A 20927-nucleotide genomic window follows, 5' to 3' on the forward strand; every position below is an offset into this window, starting at 1 on the left:
GGAAAGAAAAATATATTAATTAAGAAAATTTCCCCACCTTTTTTCTACTGAGCCACTTAATAGAGTAATGACTTTTGGAAAACATTATGTACTTTTGTAACATAAAGCTGCATTTAAAAGTATATTATAGATTGTGGAACAATAAAGAACTTAAATCATGAATAAACTAACAACACTATTCCTTGCATTGCTACTGAGCTGTAGCCTTTCGGCTCAACGACTCTATGTAGGCACTTATAATATCCGTTATAACAACCCAAATGATGAAAAAGAAGGCAATGCATGGACACAACGTTGTTCACATTTGTGTGACTTCATCAATTTTGAACAGCCAGAAATATTTGGTACACAAGAGGTACTTGTAGACCAACTACATGATTTAATGAAAGGATTAGATAGTTACGGTTATATTGGTGTTGGACGAGACGATGGTAAAGAAAAAGGAGAATACGCAGCAATCTTTTATAAAAAAAATCAACTTAGTTTATTAGATAGTGGTAATTTCTGGCTCTCTCCTACTCCTGAAAGAGCTTCTTTGGGATGGGATGCAGCGTGTATTCGTATTTGTACATGGGGAAAATTTCAAGACAAGGTATCGGGTAAGCAATTTTATTTCTTCAATACTCACATGGACCATGTGGGTACTGTGGCACGGAGAGAGAGTGCTCGATTAATTTTAAAACGCATTAATCAGTTATCAAAAGGGTTACCTACAATTCTGACGGGCGATTTTAATGTAGACCAAACAGATGAAATCTATCAAATCTTCTCTAACTCTGGGGTTCTACGTGATTGTTACACCAACGCTCTACAACGCATGACACCTACTGGAACATGGAATGACTTTATGCAGGATAGTCGCAGTAAATCCCGAATTGACCATATTTTCGTTTCTTCTGATTTTAAAGTTCCACATTATGCTATCTTTACCAACAGCTATTGGCTTGGTAAATCACGTCGCAATATCTCAGACCATTATCCCGTCATGGTAAAACTTATATTCGCGCAAGATAAGACTCTTACAAAGTAATACCCACCTTCTTTATACTAACACAATAGAAGTTGAACTGGATTACCTAATTACTCAAGCGCGATTTCAACTTTGATGATACAATACAAAGACTAAAACACCAATCGTGTTAGTACTGAACACCATTAGTGTTTACGCACAGCACCATTGGTGCTCACGTATAACACTACTATTCAGCCTTATATTTTCAATCGGAAAGAGTTCTATTCTATATTAATAAAGCGCTTATTTTGAACTCCGACGTAGTTGGCGACGCAAATATGCCTTGTATATCATATGCCACCACCTTGAGATAGGACGCCCCCATACGGTTTCAGATGGAAAGTCTATCGCAAAATGAAGATTTCGATATATTTCTAAAAAATATTGGGAATAAACTGATTTACCAGCAAATGAATAACGATGATCATGAAAACCAAAATTACCTGCCATCAATATTTCAGAAACAAGCATCTTACCTATTCTATCATTAGGCTCCAAGAGTAAATACTTGTCTGGTAAACCAAATATATCTTTCATTACATACATTACAGCTGCTGTGAATTTGCACATCCCGACATCTTTCAGTACATGAAGAGTTTCTTTACGCTCCTTCTCGCTAAAGCCACGTAGCAACAAATAATAATAATCTATCATTTGTCTTAAACCAATACCTTCAAAAAAGAAATGGTGCATCAAATGAGTCAACTGAAAAACACGATTAAAATCATCTGTTACAGTATAAATCTTTCCTAAACCATCTGGTAACTCTGTTAGATGCTTAAACTGATTCTCTTTACATTGTTCAAAGTATCGACGTAACTTATATTCATGCCACAAATTTCCCATAAATGAAGGGAAAAAGTGAACTTCTACTGGTGTTTTAAAATAACTCAGTTCAATGTGATGATATCCGATTTCTCCTTTACTATCTAACTCACGAGAAATACGTATAATATCTAACGTTTTTGCATCAGTCCATAGGTCTATATCGCCTGATGTACGCATATAGGGATCAGGATACATCAATGCATTAGTTTGCCCTTTTAAAACACAACTACGTACACCATACTTTTCACGTAATAATGTTGTAAGTGCATCTGCATCTTTATAAGTTTGTTTATTAGCTTGCTCTATATAAGAGTAAGCACCATACCACTTAAATATTTGCTCCTTATTAGGACGATATGGAGATTCTGACAACTTCTTTATACCATGAAATAAGACACCAAGAATAGCTTGTTTTTTTCCAAACTTATAGAGTGCATCCCAATCCATCTCTGCTAAATTAGCAGGTACCTTAGCATCCTCCTTTAAGCAAAAACGCAGAAACTCAAAGAAAAGGACAGAAGAATCTTCTTTTTTATATTCCATTAAGTGTAATTAAAAATCCACTACTCGACCAATGAATTATTTATCGAGTACAGAGTATTTACTATTATTACTTACATACTCTGGTACAATTTCTTTCATTTTTTCAACAATAGCCATATCGTCGTAGGTGTGACTCAAAGCTATAAGTGATTCTATTTGCTTGTTTACCTCATTAAAATCGTACTCACGTACCTCTGCGATACGAATCTTCTCGTGGAAACTTGGAAGTGTATTTTCAGTTGTACTCAACACCTCCTCATATAGTTTCTCGCCAGCACGCAAACCTGTATATTTAATTTCAATATTCTTAGCACCAGAAAGCTTAATCATTCGTTTAGCAAGATCAGCTATTCTAACAGGTTTACCCATATCGAACACGAAGATTTCTCCACCACCTCCGTGTGTACCAGCTTCAAGTACCAATTTACATGCTTCAGGAATCAACATGAAGAATCGAATGATGTTAGGATCTGTAACAGTAACAGGTCCTCCAGCCTTTATCTGCTTCTCGAACAAAGGAATAACAGAACCATTTGAACCTAATACATTACCAAAACGAGTAGTAACAAATTGCGTAGTAGGTTTACCATTTGCCTGCTCATTAATCATTTTGTTAAGGCTTTGACAATATATCTCACAGATACGCTTTGAGCAACCCATAACATTTGTTGGGTTTACAGCTTTATCTGTTGAAACCATAACAAATTTCTTAACGCCGTACTTAACACTAAGGTCTGCAATAACTTTTGTTCCCCAAACGTTATTTTGTATACTTTCAGACGGATTATTTTCCATCATCGGTACATGCTTATACGCAGCTGCGTGGAAGACATAATCAGGCTTATAAGTTTGGAAAATCTTCTCCATTCTTTCCTGATTAGAGATGCTTGCAACAATAGTATGCGCCTTAATATCAGGCCATTCAAATTGCATCATCAAGCGAATGTTATGCTGAGGTGTCTCTGCCTGATCAATAAGGATTAGCTCTGCAGGTTTATAGACAGCAATCTGACGTACCATCTCAGAACCAATACTACCAGCAGAACCAGTAATCATAATCTTCCTATTACGTAAAAGATTACCAATGGAATCCATGTCAACATTAATTTGATCACGTGGAAGCAAGTCTTCAATACTAATCTCCTTAAGTTGAACCTTCGTATAATCTTCATTTTGAGTCCATTCTTTCTCCGCTGAACTCATAAAGATTTGTACACCAAGACTTAAAAGTATATCCTGTAACTTTGCATCATTACGGAAACGCTCATTCTGCAGTGGAGATACTAAAACAGCCTTTATTCTCAATGCTTTGATATGTTCTGCAAGATTATCATCTACAAGATAAATCTTCTCACCCATGAGAATTCGACCTTTGATATCTGGGTCATGTGCAATAAAGCCCTTCAATAAGAACTTACGTGGAACGTCACTTCTAATGCTTTTTGCCAATCCAACACCACCATCTTTTACACCATAGATGAAAGTGCGAATACCTTTATCTGTAGTAAATAAGACTTCATAAACTGACTTTGTTAATATACGAAAGGCCATCATACCAATGGTCGCAACAAGATACATTGCTGCAATTTGTCTTCCTTGAAGACGAACAAATTCAAGATCCCAATGATAAACAACATAATGCATTGCCTCTGCAACAATAAGAGAGAGGAGCATAGCCAATACTACTCGACGCAAATCAACAAAGGAAGAGTAACGAATAATCCCTGAATATGTACGAAAAATTCTAAAACCAATAAGGTTAAATATCATGTACATAAAGATTGTTTTACTTAACAATACAATATGCTGAGGGGAAACAGCACCATGATAATATAACCAAAAGACAAAGATACCTGAAAGATAACAGATAACAATGTCTATAGCCAATATGACCCAATATGGTAATGCATTCCTCGAAAGATACCAATCCAACAGTTTGTCAAATACTTTCATAATCACTTTAAATAGTTTACAGGTGATTGCTCATTATGAATAATGAACTTGTTCGTTCTCTTCTTAGCAGAAAATTAATTTTATGATGCAAATATACTAAAAAAAACTAAATGATATACATCAACCGAGTAATATTTGATTTAATAAATCTAAAAAAACAATTTCATCATTTTATATCCATTTGAATATGATAAAGTCCTGCATAAAGGTTTGACTGATGAGTGAAGGTGACAATAACTTCACGCTCACCATAATCCATAGGTTTAATCTTTGGCTCAAGAATAAAATTTCCATCTGTTGACTTATAATCTATACCTCCAAGAGTTTTATAGCCAGCATTGATAGCTTCTTGAGCGATAAGATACATTTCCTCTTCTGACCAAGTGAAAATATTAATACGATCAATGAAAAGATTACTTCCGGTAATTGTGCCAAAGAAGCCTATTTGCCTTGGCTTGCTACCTGTAACTTTATCCTTGCTATTCTGTACATCATAAATCATATTATGATGAAAAACAACTTCCTTCTGGGCTCCAAACCCATCAATTATTTGTGAAGAATTTAACTGAAAATTATGACTAATGCCTGTTAGTACGTCTATACTCTTTGACCTTTCATTTTCTTTGCTAAGCAAACTATGAAGATAAGTAAAATTAAATCTTCCTTTCTGTGGTATTATGCCATCTGAAGACATCTTATCACTAATAGTTCCAGTCTTTTCTTTTGGAGTATCTGGATACTTTATATTAGCAAGATATTTATCCTCCTTTGATGTTTGACTGGACTCAATCTCTTTCACCTTATTATTAATAGAATTAATACGTTCCTTCTTTGCCACATCATCATGTGCGCCCTGAGGTTCTTTAGATTCAGTTGTAGGATTACTATTTAATTTCTTTGTAGCTTTAACATTTTGCTCCTTATTTTCTCTTGCTTTATAGATGCTTTTTGATTGTGCCATTATTAACGCCTCGTCATGGCGATATCGTTCGCAGAATTCATCTTCATTAGTATTTTTATCAATGTAATGATCCTTTCCACCTTTAATCTCATTGACTTTAGAACCATTGCGCCAGATAGTAGTAAATTCTAAACGACCATTCTCGGTATAAGTATAACAAGGACCATCAAGTAATCCATTGCGATATGATAATTTCATTCCAATGTTACCACTTGGGAAAAATGACAAAGCACGACCATTTGCTTTACCATTCTTATATTGTAACACAGACTCTACTCTACCGGACTTATGGAAAGTTCTACACACGCCATTTAAGACCGTGTTTCTATCATTTTGTCTGTTTATACTTATATAATGTTTCTCTGCTTGAAGTTGTCCTGTAATATAATAATCATAAAACATCTTCTGCCCCTTATCATCAATAGCCAAAACTCTATAATAAGCAGCTTTATCAGCACTACTAACTCCTTTCCACTGACTATCATAGAAAAAAGCACCATGAGGAATATAACTACGTACTACACGTTGAGCTGTAGCAACTGTAAATAAAGTACTTACAAGTAAAACAAAGTACAAACGTTTCATATATAAATCTCTAATTCTTTTGCAAATATACACCAACCAATACAAAAAAAAGAATTTTCTTCTGTTTTTTTCTTTAAATATCAAGCATATTTCAAAACAAAGTATTATCTTTGTCACAATATAAAACTGTAACTGAAAATCGATTAACTATGCCTGGAGAAAGAAAGACTATCAATGACTTTAAGTTGCTCATTCATCTTCTTAAAGAAAGGAAGATTTGTAAACGAGCAGTAGTTGTTTGGCCTGAAGAAAGCCATACACAAGAAGCTGTGTGTAAAGCTGTACACGATGGTTTCATTGAGCCCATATTAGTATGCTCTAAACAAACTATGGAAGACTATGCCAAAAAGAATGCTTTTCAATGTATTATTGCAGAATCGCCAGAGGATGCAGCTCGCAAAGCTGTTGAATTAATTAGACGAGGTGAGGCTGACATTGTAATGAAAGGCTTTCTTAATACAGACGTCCTTCTACGTGCTATACTTGATAAAGAAGTTGGAATTTTACCGAAAGATACTGTATTAACACATATAACCGTAGCAAAGTTACCCGAGTATCCGAAATTACTTTTCTTTACCGATGCAGCTGTTATTCCTGCTCCAAATGACAAACAGCGAAGAGCACAAGTACAATATATTGTAGACTTCTGTCATGCCTTTGAAATAGAATGTCCTAAAATTGCTCTTATCCATTGTTCTGAGAAAGTGGACGAACGTCATTTCCCATATACAGCTTCATACAGAGCACTAAAGGCAGAATCTGAAACTGGTGCCTTTGGTAAATGTACAATAGATGGACCATTAGATTTGATTACCTCTTGTTCTGTTGAAGCAATGAAAATCAAACAAATAAACTCTCCCATCAATGGAGAAACTGATGCATTAATTTTCCCAGACATTGAAGCTGGTAATTTGTTTTATAAAACCGTTACCCTTTTCTGTCATGCGAAAACAGCAGCCATTCTTCAAGGTACCATGGCGCCAGTAGTGCTCCCAAGTCGTGGCGATACAATTGAATCTAAGTACTATAGTCTTGCACTTGCAAGTCTTATCTCCAAATAGTATATATATAAGGTATATAAAGAAAACATTATGGCTTACAAGATTTTAGCTATTAACCCTGGATCAACATCAACTAAGATATCACTTGCTAATGATGATCAGCCTGTCTTCGTTGCTGACATTGCACACTCAAGAAAGGAACTGAGTAAATTCAAGCGTATATCCGATCAGTATCATTTCCGCAAACAAGTTGTAATTGAAGAATTAAAGAATAGAAATATTCCTTTGGATTTTGATGCCGTCATCGGACGTGGTGGACTTGCAAAACCAGTGTCAAGTGGTGTGTTTACAATCACTGAACAGATGATAATTGACCAGCAACGGGCTATTCACCAACATGCTTGTGATCTTGGCTGTATGATTGCTGATGAGATTGCGAGAGAGATTCCAGGATGTAAGAGTTTTATTGCAGACCCTGGTGTGGTAGATGAAATGGAACCAGAGGCACGACTATCAGGCTCTCCTCTTATGCCACGTATGTGTATTTGGCACGCCCTAAACCAAAAAGCTATTGGTAGACGATTTGCTAAAGACATGGGTACAACTTATGAAAAGCTTAACCTTATTATATGTCATTTAGGCGGAGGAATATCTATTGCAGCACATTCACAAGGGAGAGCTATTGATGCTAATAACGCATTAGATGGTGAAGGACCATTTTCACCAGAACGTGCAGGAACATTACCTGCAGCTGACTTGATTCATCTTTGCTTCAGTGGGAAATATACTGAGGAACAATTATTGGAGAAAGTGAGTGGCCAGGCAGGTCTAATAGCTCATCTCGGAACAAATGATTTACGAGAGATAACAAATTGGATTAAGGCTGGTGACAAACATGCTGAACTCGTCGTTTCTGCTATGATTTGGCATATTGCTAAAAATATAGCAGCAGAAGGAGCAGTACTATGTGGCAACATTGATGCAATTCTGCTGACAGGTGGTATGGCAAAGTCAGACTATATTATTGAACGTCTCAAGAAACGTCTCTCCTATCTTGCACCGATTCATGTTTATCCTGGGCAAGATGAGATGCAAGCTTTGACAGAGAATGCACTGGCAGTTCTTCGAGGTGAACGCGAAGCAAAAGAGTATTAAATACTCCTACAAGTACAAGAACCCTAAACAATTAATACATAGTTTATAAATCAAAACTAAATCTTATGAAGGTACATGAATACCAAGCAAAGAAATTCTTTGCAAGTTATGGGCTTCCAGTAGACCGCAATATTATTTGCCGTACTCCTGATGAAGCTGTTGAAGCCTACAAGCAATTAGGTATTGAGAAAGCCGTAGTGAAAGCTCAGGTTCACACGGGTGGACGTGGTAAGGCTGGTGGCGTGAAACTTGGCTGTAATGAAACTGAGATTCGTCAGCATGCAGAAGCTATCTTAGGTATGAATATCAAGGGGTTCATTGTAGACAGAGTACTTGTCAGCGAGGCTGTAGACATTGCATCAGAGTACTATATGAGTATCCTTGTTGACCGTAAGTCAAAGTGTCCTATGTTAATGCTGAGCCGTGCAGGTGGTATGGATATCGAGCAGGTAGCAAAGGAGACACCAGAGAAGATTGAGAAGATTGTCATCGACCCAGTTATCGGAATGAGCGACTATCTTGCACGTGAGGCAGCCTTCAAACTTTTCGATGACATGGCACAGGTTAAACAGGCTGTACCAATCTTCAAGAATATTTATAAACTCTTTACTGAGAAGGATGCCTCATTGGCTGAAATCAACCCATTAGTCATGTTGAAGGATGGTTCTTTGAAAGCCATTGACGCAAAGATGACCTTCGACGATAATGCCCTTTTCCGTCACCCAGATGTAGCCGAACTTTTTGAACCTACAGAGGAAGAACGCAAGGAGCGTGAAGCTAAAGACAAGGGATTCAGCTATGTGAACCTTGGAGGAAGCATCGGTTGCATGGTAAATGGTGCTGGTCTTGCAATGGCAACCATGGATATGATTAAGTTATATGGTGGCGAACCAGCTAACTTCCTCGATATTGGTGGTAGCTCTAACCCTGAGAAGATAGTTGAAGCTATGAAACTTCTCTTGAGTGATAAGCATGTTAAGGTAGTGTTAATCAATATCTTCGGTGGTATTACCCGCTGTGATGATGTTGCAAACGGACTCTTGGAAGCATTCAAGGTTATCGAAACTGATATTCCTATTGTCATCCGCTTAACAGGAACCAACGAGGCAGAAGGTAGAGCCATCCTTGAAGGAACCCACTTCACTGTCGGCACAAGTATGGCAGATGCTGGACATAAAGCTGTAGAACTGAGCAAAAAACTTTAAAACACAAGAGTTATGAGTATTCTAATCAATAAAGATACAAAGTTAATCGTACAGGGCATTACAGGTCGTGATGGTAGTTTTCACGCTTCTAAAATGAAGGAATATGGCACCAATGTGGTTGGTGGAACATCTCCTGGCAAGGCTGGTCAGGAAGTATGCGGCATCCCTGTATTCAACACAGTTAAAGACGCTGTTGCAGCAACTGGTGCCAACGCATCTATTATCTTTGTCCCTGCCCCATTCGCAAAAGACGCAATGCTTGAAGCAATTGATGGTGGCGTGGAACTCGTCATTTGTATCACTGAAGGCGTACCAACACTCGATGCAGTTGCAGCACAACGTTACGCTAAGATTAAGGGTGTAAAGGTAATTGGTCCAAACTGCCCAGGACTTATTTCTCCAGAAGAGAGTATGGCTGGCATTATGCCAACTAATATCTTCAAGAAGGGACATACGGGTGTTATCAGCCGTAGTGGTACACTGACTTATGAGGTTGTGTATAACCTCACACAAGCAGGTTTAGGACAATCAACAGCAGTTGGTGTTGGTGGTGACCCAGTCGTTGGACTTTATTTCGAGGAACTTCTCCGTATGTTCCAGGATGACCCAGAGACAGATAGTATTGCACTCATTGGAGAGATTGGCGGTGATGCTGAAGAGCGTGCAGCTAAGTTTATCAAAGAGCATGTTACAAAGCCTGTAGCAGTATTTATCTCTGGTCAGCAAGCTCCTCCGGGCAAACAGATGGGACACGCTGGTGCTATTATCTCAAGTGGCTCTGGTTCTGCAAGCGAAAAGATTGCAGCTTTTGAGGCTGTAGGTGTACCTGTTGCACGTGAGACAAGTGAAATACCAGAGCTCCTTAAGAAGCAATTAAAGAAGTAAAAGGCTTGGTATTTAAACCATTTTCTATAATGTTTAGAGGAATATCCTTAGTGGATATTCCTCTATTTTATTTCTGACACGCTTATTTATTTTACATGCTTGAAAAGCTTTTGCGCAAATATAGCCAGATATTCTCTCCAGTTTCGCCAAGTATGCCCGCCTTTCGTCTTAAGATAAGCGTATTTATAAGATTCTTTATCCAATGCTGCACGGAGGTTTTCATCGTCGTATGAGAGAAAATCATCCTTACCAATACCAATCCATATAAGCTTAGGAGATTTCTTACACAACGTCTTAAACTTCTCGTCAATGTTCTTATAAATAGGAGAAAGATTATCACCATCCTTTGCCATTTGATTAAATGCAGCAGAAAATAAGCCAATATAATCAAAGGTATCAGGATTATTTAATGCAGTATAAATCGAATGAAAACCGCCCATAGACAGTCCAGCAATAGCTCTGTTTGCTTTATCCTTCTTCACACGATAAACCTTTTCTACAAACCGGATGATATCAGGAAATGCCTTTTCAAAGTTTCCATCCATTGTTTTAGGGTATCGCATTGCAGCAGTAACAAATCCACGAGACCCTTCACCTGGTGCTGCTTCCTGCGAAATATTACCATTTGGCATTACCACAACCATTGGTTCTGCTTTCCCCTCAGCAATAAGATTATCCAGAATTTGTGTGGCACGACCCAATTCTTCCCATGCATTCTCATCTCCTCCCATACCATGAAGTAAGTAAAGAACAGGATAGCTTCGCTTACTTGTTTCGTAACCAGCTGGCGTATAAACCGTCATACGACGTTTAAGTCCTGCTGTTGGACTATCATACCACACTTTTCTAACCGTTCCATGAGGTACATTCTTTACTGCATACAAGCCATCTACACCGCCGCCAACAAGCGCAACACTATATGTATTACCAATATCACGCACCATATATATGTTCTTTGGATCTGTTATCTTTACACCATCAACAATGAGATTATAACTATAAAACTCAGGCTTTAAAGGTGCAGTTGTCAGTGTCCACCGTCCATTTGTATCCTTATTCATCAACTGTGGACTCCAATCACCATCTGCATACTTATCTGGAGTTTCCTTCCCTGCATATAGGAAATTACCTGTAAGTTCAACCTTCTTTGCATTTGGTGCAAAAAGACTGATAGTTAAAGAATTATCAGCATTAACCACAGGAGACACGATCTCGTCATCTTTCCAATTAAGAACCTCCTGAGCAGCTACTAATGAAATGCTTGTAAGACAAGCAAAAAACAGAATAAACCTTTTCATGATTTCGTATTTTAATTTATATCATTAACTTAATTTTCAATCTATGCACAATCTATATTCAAAGTGTAAACACTTATTCGATTATGATTATATACTTTGTAAAGTCCGAAAACATTATTATCAATGCGTAAAAAAGGTGTCAGATAAAAATAAAGACTTCTCCCCCACTTCTTTAGATACCTTTTACTATGATACCACTTAAAATCAATAAACCCTATATCGTTTTATTGCCCCATCAGTTTATGCTTTTGGAAATGACACTACTCATCGGCAAAGGTAATTAAAAATCATATAAATTCAAATTCATAAACAAAAAAAACTAAAAGGCAAGTGCAATAAAAGAATATCTGCATGCACCATTACGACACATACACTTTCTTTTAAGTTTCTTTCTTATTATCTAATTAAAGATATGTTTAGGCATAATAACTGATTCAGCTTTAACAACAAGTTGATACCATTTCGGTAAGGTTTTGCAGTGTGTTTAGTGCTCCGCACCATTAGTGCGAAGCCTTAGCACCAATGGTGTTAACCATCAACACGATGTGTGTTGACTAAAAGCACATCAAATAAAGATCGGAAAAGGGAAGCATTATCAGTACAAAGTCCCATCAGCTTACAATCTAATAAAAAGTCGAAGTACAACGAATAATTTTCCATTGGAAATTTGGTGGGAAATAAAATAATTGTTACCTTTGCAACGTTTTCCTTAGGAAACAAAATAAACATTAACAAACCGAGTAGTAAAAGAACTTCGGTAAATTAAAATTTACATATATAATGAAACGTACAGCAACACTTGTAGTGGCTATTATGGCATTAACACTGACAGCTTGTAAAGCAGATAACAATCCTAAAAAGCAGGATAACAGTGCAATGACTACAGAACAAACAGAAGTAAATAATCAAAATGAAGGAAAGGAAAGTAAAATGAGTGTAACAGAAATGAACATAGATATGTTCCAGCAGAAAGTAATGGATTTTAAGAATAATCCTAAGACATGGAACTTTAAGGGTGATAAGCCTGCTATTATTGACTTTTATGCAACATGGTGTGGTCCATGTAAAGCAACAGCGCCAATTCTCGAGGAAGTAGCGAGTGATTATGCAGGTCAGATTGACGTTTATAAGGTTGATGTTGACAAGCAGCGTGAGTTAGCAGCCCTCTTTGGTATTCGTTCAATCCCATCAATCCTCTTTATTCCTAAGGCAGGTGAACCTACAATGCAGAACGGAGCTATGAACAAGGCTCAGTTTGAGGAGGTTATCAAGTCTGTCTTGTTGAAGTAAGAACATATAATGGACAATCATTGTATCAGTAAGATTCGCGAGATATTTCGTGTCATCACAGCTTTTGAATGTGGATTACAACAGCAAATAGGCTTAAACATCAATGAAGCAATGCTGTTGTGTCTACTCTCAGAAAGTGAGAAACCTATGTTGGCTGGTGAAATAGCTGAAGAGATGGGCTTGACACGTTCGAATACTTCAAAGGTAATCGCCTCATTGGAGCAGGCTTCGCTTATTCGCCGCCGTGCTTGTTCGGAGGATGGACGCTGCCAGAGGTTTCACATTACAAAACATGGTTTAGAGAAATTAGACCATTTTCATTGTGATTCCATAGCTGTTCCAGAGGAGTTAAAAGAAATCATATAAGATATATCGCAATCTTTCTGATAATAGACAAAGGTAAATAAAAATAGGGACGTATAGCGTGTGAGTTGCTAATTAGCATTTTAATAACTCGCAAACTATACGTCCCTATTTATATCTACTATCTCAAGATACCAACTCTTTTGAATCCAACAGAGTTACTTCGCCTTTAATATTTGCTCAATACCCTGTTCTCTGTGCTTTATATGCACCTCAATTCCATACTTCTCATTAAGATGTTCAGCAAGATGCTGTGCACTGTAAACAGAACGGTGCTGTCCACCGGTACAGCCAAATGAAAACATTAAATCAGTAAAGCCACGTTGCATATAACGTTCTACATGATGGTCAGCAAGCTTATAAACAGGCTTCAAGAACTCAAGTATCTCACCATCATCTTCAAGGAAGCGGATAACAGGCTCATCTAAACCCGTAATCTTCTTATAAGGTTCGTATCGACCTGGGTTATGCGTACTTCTACAATCAAAGACATAACCGCCTCCATTACCAGATGTATCTTCAGGAATACCCTTCTTAAATGAGAAACTAAAGACACGCACCACCAATGGTCCTTTACCATCATATTTAGAGAAAGTTGCAGGACCATCTAAAGGATTAGCCTTATAAATATCTTTCTCTGCTATTTTTAGTCCATCTGTTCTGTTAGCTGCAGGCTTCTCTATATGCGCAAACTGTGGTAATAATGTGAGACGTTTCAACATATCCATCATGTATGGATATGGGAAAACATCATCACCTAATGCCAAGAGATCACGCAGATTTTGTATAGCAGGAGGAATAGAATCGATAAAATGCTTCTTACGTTCAAAGTAACCACGGAATCCATAAGCACCTAAAACTTGCAATGTACGGAAGAGAACAAACAATGACAAGCGGTTGACAAAATGACGTTTAGAAGGCACCTCAGTATAATTCTTAAGGCTCTGATAGTATTCAAATACCAATTCACGACGCAATTTGAAAGAATACTTTGCGCTTGCTTGCCATAAGAACGAAGCAAGGTCATAATAGAAAGGACCTTTTCTTCCACCTTGGAAATCAATAAAATATGGTTTCCCTTCCTTATCTAACATAATATTTCGTGCTTGGAAATCACGATAAAGGAAAGAATCCATCTGCTCTGATGTTAGATCTTTTGCAAACATACGGAAGTTTGCTTCGAGCTTCAATTCATGGAAGTCGAGTTCGGTTGCTTTGAGAAAGCAGTACTTAAAATAATTCAAATCAAAGAGTACACTCTCTTGATTGAATTCTGGTTGTGGGTAACAATTCGAAAAATCAAGTTCTCTTGCGCCACGCAACTGAATATTTGGTAATTCTCTTATGGCATTGCGTAACAGCTTCTGCTCAGCAAGATTATAGCGTCCACCAGCCTCACGTCCACCACGTATAGCATCAAAGAGTGACGTATTACCAAGGTCTGATTGTAGGTAACATAACTCATCAGCAGATACAGCATAGATATGTGGTACTGGCAAACGTCGTTTCTCGAAATGTTTAGCAAGATAGATAAAGGCATGATTTTCATCACGACTTGTTCCTATAACACCAATGACAGTATCACCCTCTTCGTCAAACATTCGGTAATACTCACGGTTACTACCTGCTCCTGCTAACTTTTCTACGTTTGAAGGGTTACTACCCTTCCAATTCTTATATAGTTCTAATAGTTGCTCCATAATTCTTTAACTTATATAGATGCATTGTAAACTACTATTAAACCATAGTTTTTGCACTACATAATGAGACATAAGAAATCACAACTTTACATGAAGAAAGCTGCAAAAAGTATGTGTAAAAGTTAGTCGTCTTGCTCCTCAAGCTTTTTCTTTATATCTTCAGCTTGTTTCTCACCACGCTTCTTGTGGTCATACTGACGTAGTAAGCCATCTACCAACAGTAGAAGTGCAAGAACACCACCAGTAACAAGCCATGACCTTGTAATATAATATATGCCTCCAATAACGATGAAGAGCACAGCAAATTCTTTCCAGTTAATCAATTGTTTCATGCTACAAAGTTAACGAAAAGATTACAGATAAGGAATGAAAACAGAGAAGTTTTTATTTTAATTATTCTAATCTTATTAATTTATAGCTGTCAGCATATAGCTGTCTTATAATCAAATATATTCTATTTTAGCGAAACAAGAGGCTTTCTTACATCAACACTTAGAATTATTTATATTAAAGGGCTGTCGTCTAAAGGAAATATACTATCTTTGTACTTTAATGATAAAAGAGCAAGATAACATAGATAAGATGACAGACGCAAAGATAATTAATGACCCTGTTTTCGGATTTATAAAGGTGCCACGTGGACTGTTACTTGACATAGTACGTCACCCACTTATGCAACGATTGACACGTATCAAGCAATTAGGATTGACACAAGAGGTTTATCCTGGTGCGCAGCACACACGTTTTCAACATTCTTTAGGTGCCTTTCATCTTATGAGTGAGGCACTTATATCGCTACAACAAAAGGGTGTATTTGTCTTTGACAGTGAGGCTGAAGCGGTACAAGCTGCCATCCTAATGCATGACATTGGGCATGCTCCATTTTCTCATGTGCTTGAAAACACACTAATTAGTGGTATTACTCATGAAGAAATATCGCTGATGATGATGGATTGTATCAACCAAGACATGCATGGAGCACTCAACCTTGCGATTAGTATCTTTAAGGATGAATACCCCAAGTTCTACCTTCATCAGCTAATTTCCAGCCAACTTGACATGGATAGGCTTGACTATCTCCGTCGTGATAGTTTCTTTACGGGAGTGACAGAAGGCAATATTGGCTCTGCACGTATTATCAAGATGCTTAACGTTGTCGATGATGCTTTGGTTGTCGAATCAAATGGTATTTATTCTATCGAGAATTATCTTACTTCACGTCGCCTTATGTATTGGCAAGTATATCTGCATAAGACAACCGTTGGATGTGAGAATGTTCTTATCAATGCTTTACATAGAGCAAAACAATTAGCAAAAGAAGGAGTTGAACTTTTTGCTTCACCAGCTCTTCGTTACTTCCTTTACAATGATATTACAGCTGAAACTTTCCATACAGACGACAAGGCATTAGATAATTATATAGCTTTGGATGACAATGACATATGGAGTGCTATTAAAGTATGGCAACAACATGAAGATAAGATACTTTCACTCCTATCTTCAAACATGATCAATCGAAAAATATTCAAAGTAGAGGTGCGAGAAAAGGAACCGACAGCAGAGGAAATCAATCAACTTAAACAACAGATTTCTGAACGATATGAGATAAGTTTCGCTGATTGTGATTACCTCATTGGAGTAAATCGGGTACAGAAAGATATGTACAATCCTTTTGATGACCATATTAGCATTCTGTACAAAGACGGAACATTGAAAGATATAACCGAAGCATCGGAGATTTTGAACATTGAATTACTCTCGAAAAAAATATGCAAATATTACTTATCTTATCAACGTTTCTAATAAAAAATCCCTATCTTTGCACAAATTATAATCAATAAAAGGCAATATAAATGGAATTCTCTGCGAAACAAATATCGCAATTTATACAAGGTCGTATTGAAGGTGACGAAAACGTAACCATTAATACCTTCGCCAAGATTGAAGAAGGTAAGAAAGGAGCTATCTCTTTTCTTGCAAACCCTAAATATATACACTATCTCTTTGAAACAGAGTCAAGCATTGTACTTATAGATGAAGACATTCAACTGGACAAGGAGGTAAAGCCTACTCTTATCCGTGTGAAGAATGCACGAGACTGTGTTGCTAAATTGTTGCAACTCTATGAAAGTATGAAACCTAAGAAGCAAGGCATTGATTCTCTTGCTTTTGTTTCATCGAAAGCAACAATTGGTAAGGATGTTTATATCGGTGCACTTGCATATATAGGTGATGGTGTAACTTTGGGTGATGGCTGTCAGATTTATCCTCACGCAACAATCATGGATGGTGTGCAGCTGGGAAATAATTGTATTGTCTATCCAAATGCAAGTATTTATCATGGTTGTAAGATTGGCAGCAATGTAATCCTTCATTCTGGTTGTGTAATTGGTGCGGATGGTTTCGGCTTTGCACCTAATCCAGAAACAAATAGTTACGATAAAATACCTCAGATTGGTATTGTAACAATAGAAGATAACGTAGAAATTGGTGCCAACACTTGTATTGATCGCTCAACCATGGGCAGTACATACGTTCGTAAGGGAGTAAAACTTGACAACCTTGTTCAAATAGCACACAACAATGATATTGGTGAGAATACAGTGATGTCTGCTCAGGTAGGTATTGCAGGCTCAACCAAAGTTGGTCAATGGTGTATGTTTGGCGGACAAGTGGGTATAGCTGGTCATATCACTATCGGTGACAAGGTATTCCTCGGTGCACAGTCAGGTGTTCCTGGTAGCCTAAAGAGTAATCAGCAACTCATTGGAACTCCTCCAATGGAGCAGCGTCCATACTTTAAGTCACAGGCTATCTTCCAGCGTTTGCCAGAGATGTACAAGCAGTTGAATGCACTGCAGAAAGAAATTGAAGAATTGAAAAAGAATAAATAACATACATGGAAACAGTTAAGCAGAAAACTTTAAAGGGAAGTTTTTCCCTCTTCGGAAAGGGACTTCATACAGGATTGAGTCTTACTGTAACATTCAATCCTGCCCCTGAAAATACTGGCTATAAGATACAAAGAATCGATCTTGATGGACAGCCTATTATTGATGCTGTTGCTGAGAATGTTGTTGATACACAGCGTGGAACAGTATTGGCTAAGGGTGAGGCACGTGTTAGTACGATTGAACATGGTATGTCTGCCCTCTATGCAATGGGTATTGATAACTGTCTTATACAGATTAATGGTCCAGAATTCCCTATCCTCGATGGCTCTGCAACAATGTATGTTGATAAAATCAATGAGGTTGGTATCGTTGATCAGAATGCTCCAAAGGATTACTATATCATTCGCAAGAAGATTGAGATTAAGGATGAGAATGGCTCTGTAATTACTATTCTCCCTGACGAGCAGTTCTCTATCACTGCGATGTGTAACTTTGACTCTAAGTTTATTAGCAGTCAATTTGCTACATTGGATGATATCAATACTTATGCAACCGAGATTGCTCCAGCACGTACATTCGTTTTTGTACGTGACATTATGCCACTCTTGCAGGCTAACCTGATTAAGGGTGGTGACTTGGATAATGCAATTGTTATCTATGAACAACAGGTTTCACAAGAGAAACTTGACCAATTGGCAGACCTCTTGAAGGTTCCTCGTATGGATGCAAATAACATTGGTTATATTCAGCATAAGCCTTTACAATGGGATAACGAATGTACACGCCATAAGCTCCTTGATATCATCGGTGATATGGCATTGATTGGTAAACCTATCAAGGGCTGTATTATTGCGACTCGTCCTGGTCATACTGTAAACAATAAGTTTGCTCGCTTGATGCGTAAAGAAATACGTAAGCATGAGATACAAGCACCAATGTATGATCCAAATGATGAGCCATTGATGGATAACATCCGTATCCGTGAGCTTTTACCACACCGCTATCCAATGCAGTTGGTAGATAAGGTCATTGCAATGGGTTCAACAAGTATTATTGGTATTAAGAATGTAACCAGCAACGAACCATTCTTCCAAGGTCACTTCCCACAGGAACCTGTTATGCCAGGAGTATTACAGGTTGAGGCTATGGCTCAATGTGGCGGACTCTTAGTACTTTCTCAGGTTGAAGAGCCTGAGCGTTGGTCAACTTACTTCTTGAAGATTGATGACGTTAAGTTCCGTCAGAAGGTTATTCCTGGTGACACGCTTATGTTCCGTGTTGAACTTCTTGGTCCTGTTCGTCATGGAATCAGTTCAATGAAGGGTTATATGTTTGTTGGAGAGCGTGTTGTTGCTGAGGCTACATTCACTGCCCAGATTGTAAAGAACAAGTAATAATTTCATAAGACGCATATGAACCAGATAAGCCCATTGGCCTTTGTTCATCCAGAGGCAAAACTTGGTGATAATAATATAATTGGTCCATTCTGTTATATCGATAAGAATACTGTTATCGGTGATAATAATGTGTTCCAAAACAGCGTAACCATCCATGTTGGTGCACGTTTAGGCAATAACAACGAAATATTCCCAGGTGCCAGTATCTCTACAAAACCTCAGGACTTGAAGTTTAGAGATGAGGAAACACTTTGTGAGATTGGGGACAACAACTCTATTCGTGAGAATGTTACTATTTCACGTGGTACGGCTTCAAAGGGTACAACAAAGGTTGGTAGTAATAACCTACTGATGGAATGTGTACATATTGCACATGATTGTGTTATTGGTTCTGGTGACATTATTGGTAATGCAACCAAATTTGCAGGCGAAGTGACAGTTGATGATAACGCTATCATATCTGCTAACATTCTCTGTCATCAGTTCTGCCATATTGGTGGATACGTTATGATACAGGGTGGAAGCCGTTTCTCTATGGATATTCCACCATATATCATTGTTGGTAAAGAGCCTGCCCGCTATATGGGAATTAACCTCATTGGTCTTCGCCGTCGTGGCTTTTCAAATGAACTCATTGAACTTATCCACAATGCTTACCGCATCCTTTATGGAACAGGTACACGCGCCGAGAACATTCAGAAGATTAAGAACGAACTACAGATTACGCCAGAGATTCAGAAGATTATAGACTTTGTTGAATCATCTGAACGTGGTATCATTAAATAAAGACTATCCCCTCCCCCTCTCAAAAGGGAGGGGAATCTTTAAAAGCGAACGAATAGCTTGAGTATTCCACAACTTAAACGAGTTGGAAAACATTATTTGTAATCATTTATCAGCTTGAAAAACAAAACATTAATAGTCATCACTGGCCCAACAGGCGTTGGCAAGACAGAGACCACTCTCCGTATTGCAGAGCATTTTAATGTACCTGTTATCAATGCTGACTCCCGACAAATATTCTCTGAGATTCCTATAGGAACAGCAGCACCAACGGCAGAACAGCAGCAGCGTGTACAACACTATTTTGTTGGTAATCATCATTTAGAAGATTATTATTCTGCAAGCCTATACGAACAAGATGTACTTAATATTATTAACAGCCAGCACACACCTATCTCGTTACTCTCAGGTGGTTCAATGATGTATATTGACGCTGTATGTAATGGTATTGATGATATCCCGACGATTCTTCCTGAAATACGAGAGAAAATGATGAGACGCTTAGAAGCAGAGGGATTAGAACAGATGTGTAATCTGTTACGAGAACTGGACCCTGAGCACTGGAAGATAGTTGACAGGAATAATCCACGTCGTGTTATCCATGCCCTTGAGATATGTATCCAAACTGGAAAAACATATACATCTTTCCGTTCCAATACTATTAAAGATCGTCCTTTTAATATCATCAAGGTTGGATTAAATCGTGATAGAGACGAACTTTATAATAGAATCAATCAGCGAGTATTAGACATGATTGAAGAGGGAATGATAGAAGAAGCACTACAAGTTTATCCTAAGCGAACTCTGAATTCACTCAACACGGTTGGATATAAGGAACTATTTGAATACCTTGATGGCTTAACAACACTTGATGAAGCCATATTTAAAATACAGAGTAATACTCGAAGATATGCTCGCAAACAGCTCACATGGTATAAAAAAGATACCGCTTTTCAATGGTTTAATCCCGATAACATTGAAGAAATCTTAAATTATGTCCATACAATGATATCAAATACAAGTAAATAAGTACTTTTGTATTAAACGTATTATAGCAATATTATAAACATAGGC

The 20927-nt window shown here is 37.7% G+C and carries 18 protein-coding genes; 12 read left to right on the top strand and 6 right to left on the bottom strand.

Going from position 1 to position 20927, the window contains the following annotated elements:
- Positions 1 to 157 precede the first annotated feature (157 nt).
- Entirely contained in the window at positions 158 to 1030 is an 873-nt protein-coding gene (locus tag HMPREF1505_RS03825) for an endonuclease/exonuclease/phosphatase family protein (RefSeq protein ID WP_036922808.1), read from the top strand.
- A 225-nt stretch (positions 1031 to 1255) separates the two neighbouring features.
- Here the strand turns inward: HMPREF1505_RS03825 and HMPREF1505_RS03830 are convergent, their stop codons facing one another.
- From HMPREF1505_RS03830 to HMPREF1505_RS03840, 3 genes are all read right to left on the bottom strand, one after another.
- Positions 1256 to 2383, bottom strand: coding sequence for a nucleotidyltransferase family protein (locus HMPREF1505_RS03830; protein ID WP_036922811.1), 1128 nt, complete (start codon positions 2381 to 2383; stop codon positions 1256 to 1258).
- A 36-nt stretch (positions 2384 to 2419) separates the two neighbouring features.
- Positions 2420 to 4336: a nucleoside-diphosphate sugar epimerase/dehydratase gene (locus tag HMPREF1505_RS03835; protein WP_036922815.1), complete on the bottom strand. Its 1917-nt coding sequence runs from the start codon at positions 4334 to 4336 to the stop codon at positions 2420 to 2422.
- Between the two features lie 166 nt (positions 4337 to 4502).
- Positions 4503 to 5882, bottom strand: a complete 1380-nt coding sequence (locus HMPREF1505_RS03840) for a toxin-antitoxin system YwqK family antitoxin (RefSeq protein WP_036922818.1) — start codon at positions 5880 to 5882, stop codon at positions 4503 to 4505.
- Positions 5883 to 6031: 149 nt separating this feature from the next.
- Here HMPREF1505_RS03840 and HMPREF1505_RS03845 point away from each other — a divergent pair, with 149 nt between their 5' ends.
- The 4 genes from HMPREF1505_RS03845 to sucD all read left to right on the top strand — a co-directional run bounded on the left by HMPREF1505_RS03845 (position 6032) and on the right by sucD (position 10128).
- Positions 6032 to 6943, top strand: a complete 912-nt coding sequence (locus tag HMPREF1505_RS03845; RefSeq protein WP_036922821.1) for a phosphate acyltransferase — start codon at positions 6032 to 6034, stop codon at positions 6941 to 6943.
- Between the two features lie 30 nt (positions 6944 to 6973).
- A complete protein-coding gene (gene buk, locus HMPREF1505_RS03850) occupies positions 6974 to 8038 on the top strand; it encodes a butyrate kinase (RefSeq protein ID WP_036922824.1) in 1065 nt (354 codons plus the stop codon).
- A gap of 65 nt (positions 8039 to 8103) precedes the next feature.
- Positions 8104 to 9243 (top strand): ADP-forming succinate--CoA ligase subunit beta, encoded by a 1140-nt coding sequence (sucC, locus tag HMPREF1505_RS03855; RefSeq protein WP_013264279.1) that lies wholly within the window; start codon positions 8104 to 8106, stop codon positions 9241 to 9243.
- Positions 9244 to 9255: 12 nt separating this feature from the next.
- On the top strand, positions 9256 to 10128 hold the full coding sequence (sucD, locus tag HMPREF1505_RS03860; protein ID WP_013264181.1) for a succinate--CoA ligase subunit alpha: 873 nt from the start codon (positions 9256 to 9258) through the stop codon (positions 10126 to 10128).
- 86 nt (positions 10129 to 10214) lie between these two features.
- Here the strand turns inward: sucD and HMPREF1505_RS03865 are convergent, their stop codons facing one another.
- The gene (locus HMPREF1505_RS03865) at positions 10215 to 11426 is read right to left on the bottom strand and encodes an esterase (protein ID WP_051412308.1); all 1212 of its coding nucleotides are present in this window, start codon (positions 11424 to 11426) and stop codon (positions 10215 to 10217) included.
- Positions 11427 to 12206: 780 nt separating this feature from the next.
- Between HMPREF1505_RS03865 and trxA the strand changes: the two genes are divergently transcribed.
- Together trxA and HMPREF1505_RS03875 are read left to right on the top strand one after the other, a co-directional pair.
- The gene (gene trxA, locus HMPREF1505_RS03870; RefSeq protein ID WP_036922827.1) at positions 12207 to 12716 is read left to right on the top strand and encodes a thioredoxin; all 510 of its coding nucleotides are present in this window, start codon (positions 12207 to 12209) and stop codon (positions 12714 to 12716) included.
- A 9-nt stretch (positions 12717 to 12725) separates the two neighbouring features.
- The gene (locus HMPREF1505_RS03875) at positions 12726 to 13082 is read left to right on the top strand and encodes a MarR family transcriptional regulator (RefSeq protein WP_036922830.1); all 357 of its coding nucleotides are present in this window, start codon (positions 12726 to 12728) and stop codon (positions 13080 to 13082) included.
- Between the two features lie 155 nt (positions 13083 to 13237).
- On the opposite strand, the gene HMPREF1505_RS03880 is transcribed toward HMPREF1505_RS03875, so the two are convergent.
- Complete coding sequence (locus tag HMPREF1505_RS03880) at positions 13238 to 14779, bottom strand: RNase adapter RapZ (RefSeq protein WP_036922833.1); 1542 nt, start codon at positions 14777 to 14779, stop codon at positions 13238 to 13240.
- A gap of 122 nt (positions 14780 to 14901) precedes the next feature.
- Positions 14902 to 15111: a hypothetical protein gene (locus HMPREF1505_RS03885; protein ID WP_036922836.1), complete on the bottom strand. Its 210-nt coding sequence runs from the start codon at positions 15109 to 15111 to the stop codon at positions 14902 to 14904.
- 250 nt (positions 15112 to 15361) lie between these two features.
- On the opposite strand from HMPREF1505_RS03885, the gene HMPREF1505_RS03890 reads away from it, so the two are divergent.
- The 5 genes from HMPREF1505_RS03890 to miaA all read left to right on the top strand — a co-directional run bounded on the left by HMPREF1505_RS03890 (position 15362) and on the right by miaA (position 20882).
- Positions 15362 to 16582 carry an HD domain-containing protein gene (locus HMPREF1505_RS03890; protein WP_036922893.1) on the top strand — a complete coding sequence of 407 codons (1221 nt, stop codon included), beginning with the start codon at positions 15362 to 15364 and terminating at the stop codon, positions 16580 to 16582.
- 50 nt (positions 16583 to 16632) lie between these two features.
- On the top strand, positions 16633 to 17673 hold the full coding sequence (lpxD, locus tag HMPREF1505_RS03895) for a UDP-3-O-(3-hydroxymyristoyl)glucosamine N-acyltransferase (protein ID WP_036922839.1): 1041 nt from the start codon (positions 16633 to 16635) through the stop codon (positions 17671 to 17673).
- 5 nt (positions 17674 to 17678) lie between these two features.
- The gene (locus tag HMPREF1505_RS03900) at positions 17679 to 19067 is read left to right on the top strand and encodes a bifunctional UDP-3-O-[3-hydroxymyristoyl] N-acetylglucosamine deacetylase/3-hydroxyacyl-ACP dehydratase (RefSeq protein WP_036922842.1); all 1389 of its coding nucleotides are present in this window, start codon (positions 17679 to 17681) and stop codon (positions 19065 to 19067) included.
- Between the two features lie 18 nt (positions 19068 to 19085).
- The gene (lpxA, locus tag HMPREF1505_RS03905; protein ID WP_036922845.1) at positions 19086 to 19856 is read left to right on the top strand and encodes an acyl-ACP--UDP-N-acetylglucosamine O-acyltransferase; all 771 of its coding nucleotides are present in this window, start codon (positions 19086 to 19088) and stop codon (positions 19854 to 19856) included.
- A 114-nt stretch (positions 19857 to 19970) separates the two neighbouring features.
- Positions 19971 to 20882, top strand: a complete 912-nt coding sequence (gene miaA, locus HMPREF1505_RS03910; protein ID WP_036922848.1) for a tRNA (adenosine(37)-N6)-dimethylallyltransferase MiaA — start codon at positions 19971 to 19973, stop codon at positions 20880 to 20882.
- The last annotated feature ends 45 nt before the right edge of the window (positions 20883 to 20927 follow it).

This window comes from Prevotella sp. ICM33 (assembly GCF_000517825.1).
GTDB classification, from domain to species: domain Bacteria; phylum Bacteroidota; class Bacteroidia; order Bacteroidales; family Bacteroidaceae; genus Prevotella; species Prevotella melaninogenica.

Bases quoted from the DNA above. Each gene is read 5' to 3' on its own strand.
- lpxA (WP_036922845.1), top strand. From the start codon at position 19,086: ATGAACCAGATAAGCCCATTGGCCTTTGTTCATCCAGAGGCAAAACTT.
- lpxD (WP_036922839.1), top strand. From the start codon at position 16,633: ATGGAATTCTCTGCGAAACAAATATCGCAATTTATACAAGGTCGTATT.
- HMPREF1505_RS03875 (WP_036922830.1), top strand. From the start codon at position 12,726: ATGGACAATCATTGTATCAGTAAGATTCGCGAGATATTTCGTGTCATC.
- HMPREF1505_RS03825 (WP_036922808.1), top strand. From the start codon at position 158: ATGAATAAACTAACAACACTATTCCTTGCATTGCTACTGAGCTGTAGC.
- HMPREF1505_RS03890 (WP_036922893.1), top strand. From the start codon at position 15,362: ATGACAGACGCAAAGATAATTAATGACCCTGTTTTCGGATTTATAAAG.
- sucC (WP_013264279.1), top strand. From the start codon at position 8,104: ATGAAGGTACATGAATACCAAGCAAAGAAATTCTTTGCAAGTTATGGG.
- HMPREF1505_RS03835 (WP_036922815.1), bottom strand. From the start codon at position 4,336: ATGAAAGTATTTGACAAACTGTTGGATTGGTATCTTTCGAGGAATGCA.
- HMPREF1505_RS03840 (WP_036922818.1), bottom strand. From the start codon at position 5,882: ATGAAACGTTTGTACTTTGTTTTACTTGTAAGTACTTTATTTACAGTT.
- sucD (WP_013264181.1), top strand. From the start codon at position 9,256: ATGAGTATTCTAATCAATAAAGATACAAAGTTAATCGTACAGGGCATT.
- HMPREF1505_RS03845 (WP_036922821.1), top strand. From the start codon at position 6,032: ATGCCTGGAGAAAGAAAGACTATCAATGACTTTAAGTTGCTCATTCAT.
- trxA (WP_036922827.1), top strand. From the start codon at position 12,207: ATGAAACGTACAGCAACACTTGTAGTGGCTATTATGGCATTAACACTG.
- HMPREF1505_RS03865 (WP_051412308.1), bottom strand. From the start codon at position 11,426: ATGAAAAGGTTTATTCTGTTTTTTGCTTGTCTTACAAGCATTTCATTA.
- HMPREF1505_RS03830 (WP_036922811.1), bottom strand. From the start codon at position 2,383: ATGGAATATAAAAAAGAAGATTCTTCTGTCCTTTTCTTTGAGTTTCTG.
- HMPREF1505_RS03885 (WP_036922836.1), bottom strand. From the start codon at position 15,111: ATGAAACAATTGATTAACTGGAAAGAATTTGCTGTGCTCTTCATCGTT.
- buk (WP_036922824.1), top strand. From the start codon at position 6,974: ATGGCTTACAAGATTTTAGCTATTAACCCTGGATCAACATCAACTAAG.
- HMPREF1505_RS03900 (WP_036922842.1), top strand. From the start codon at position 17,679: ATGGAAACAGTTAAGCAGAAAACTTTAAAGGGAAGTTTTTCCCTCTTC.
- HMPREF1505_RS03880 (WP_036922833.1), bottom strand. From the start codon at position 14,779: ATGGAGCAACTATTAGAACTATATAAGAATTGGAAGGGTAGTAACCCT.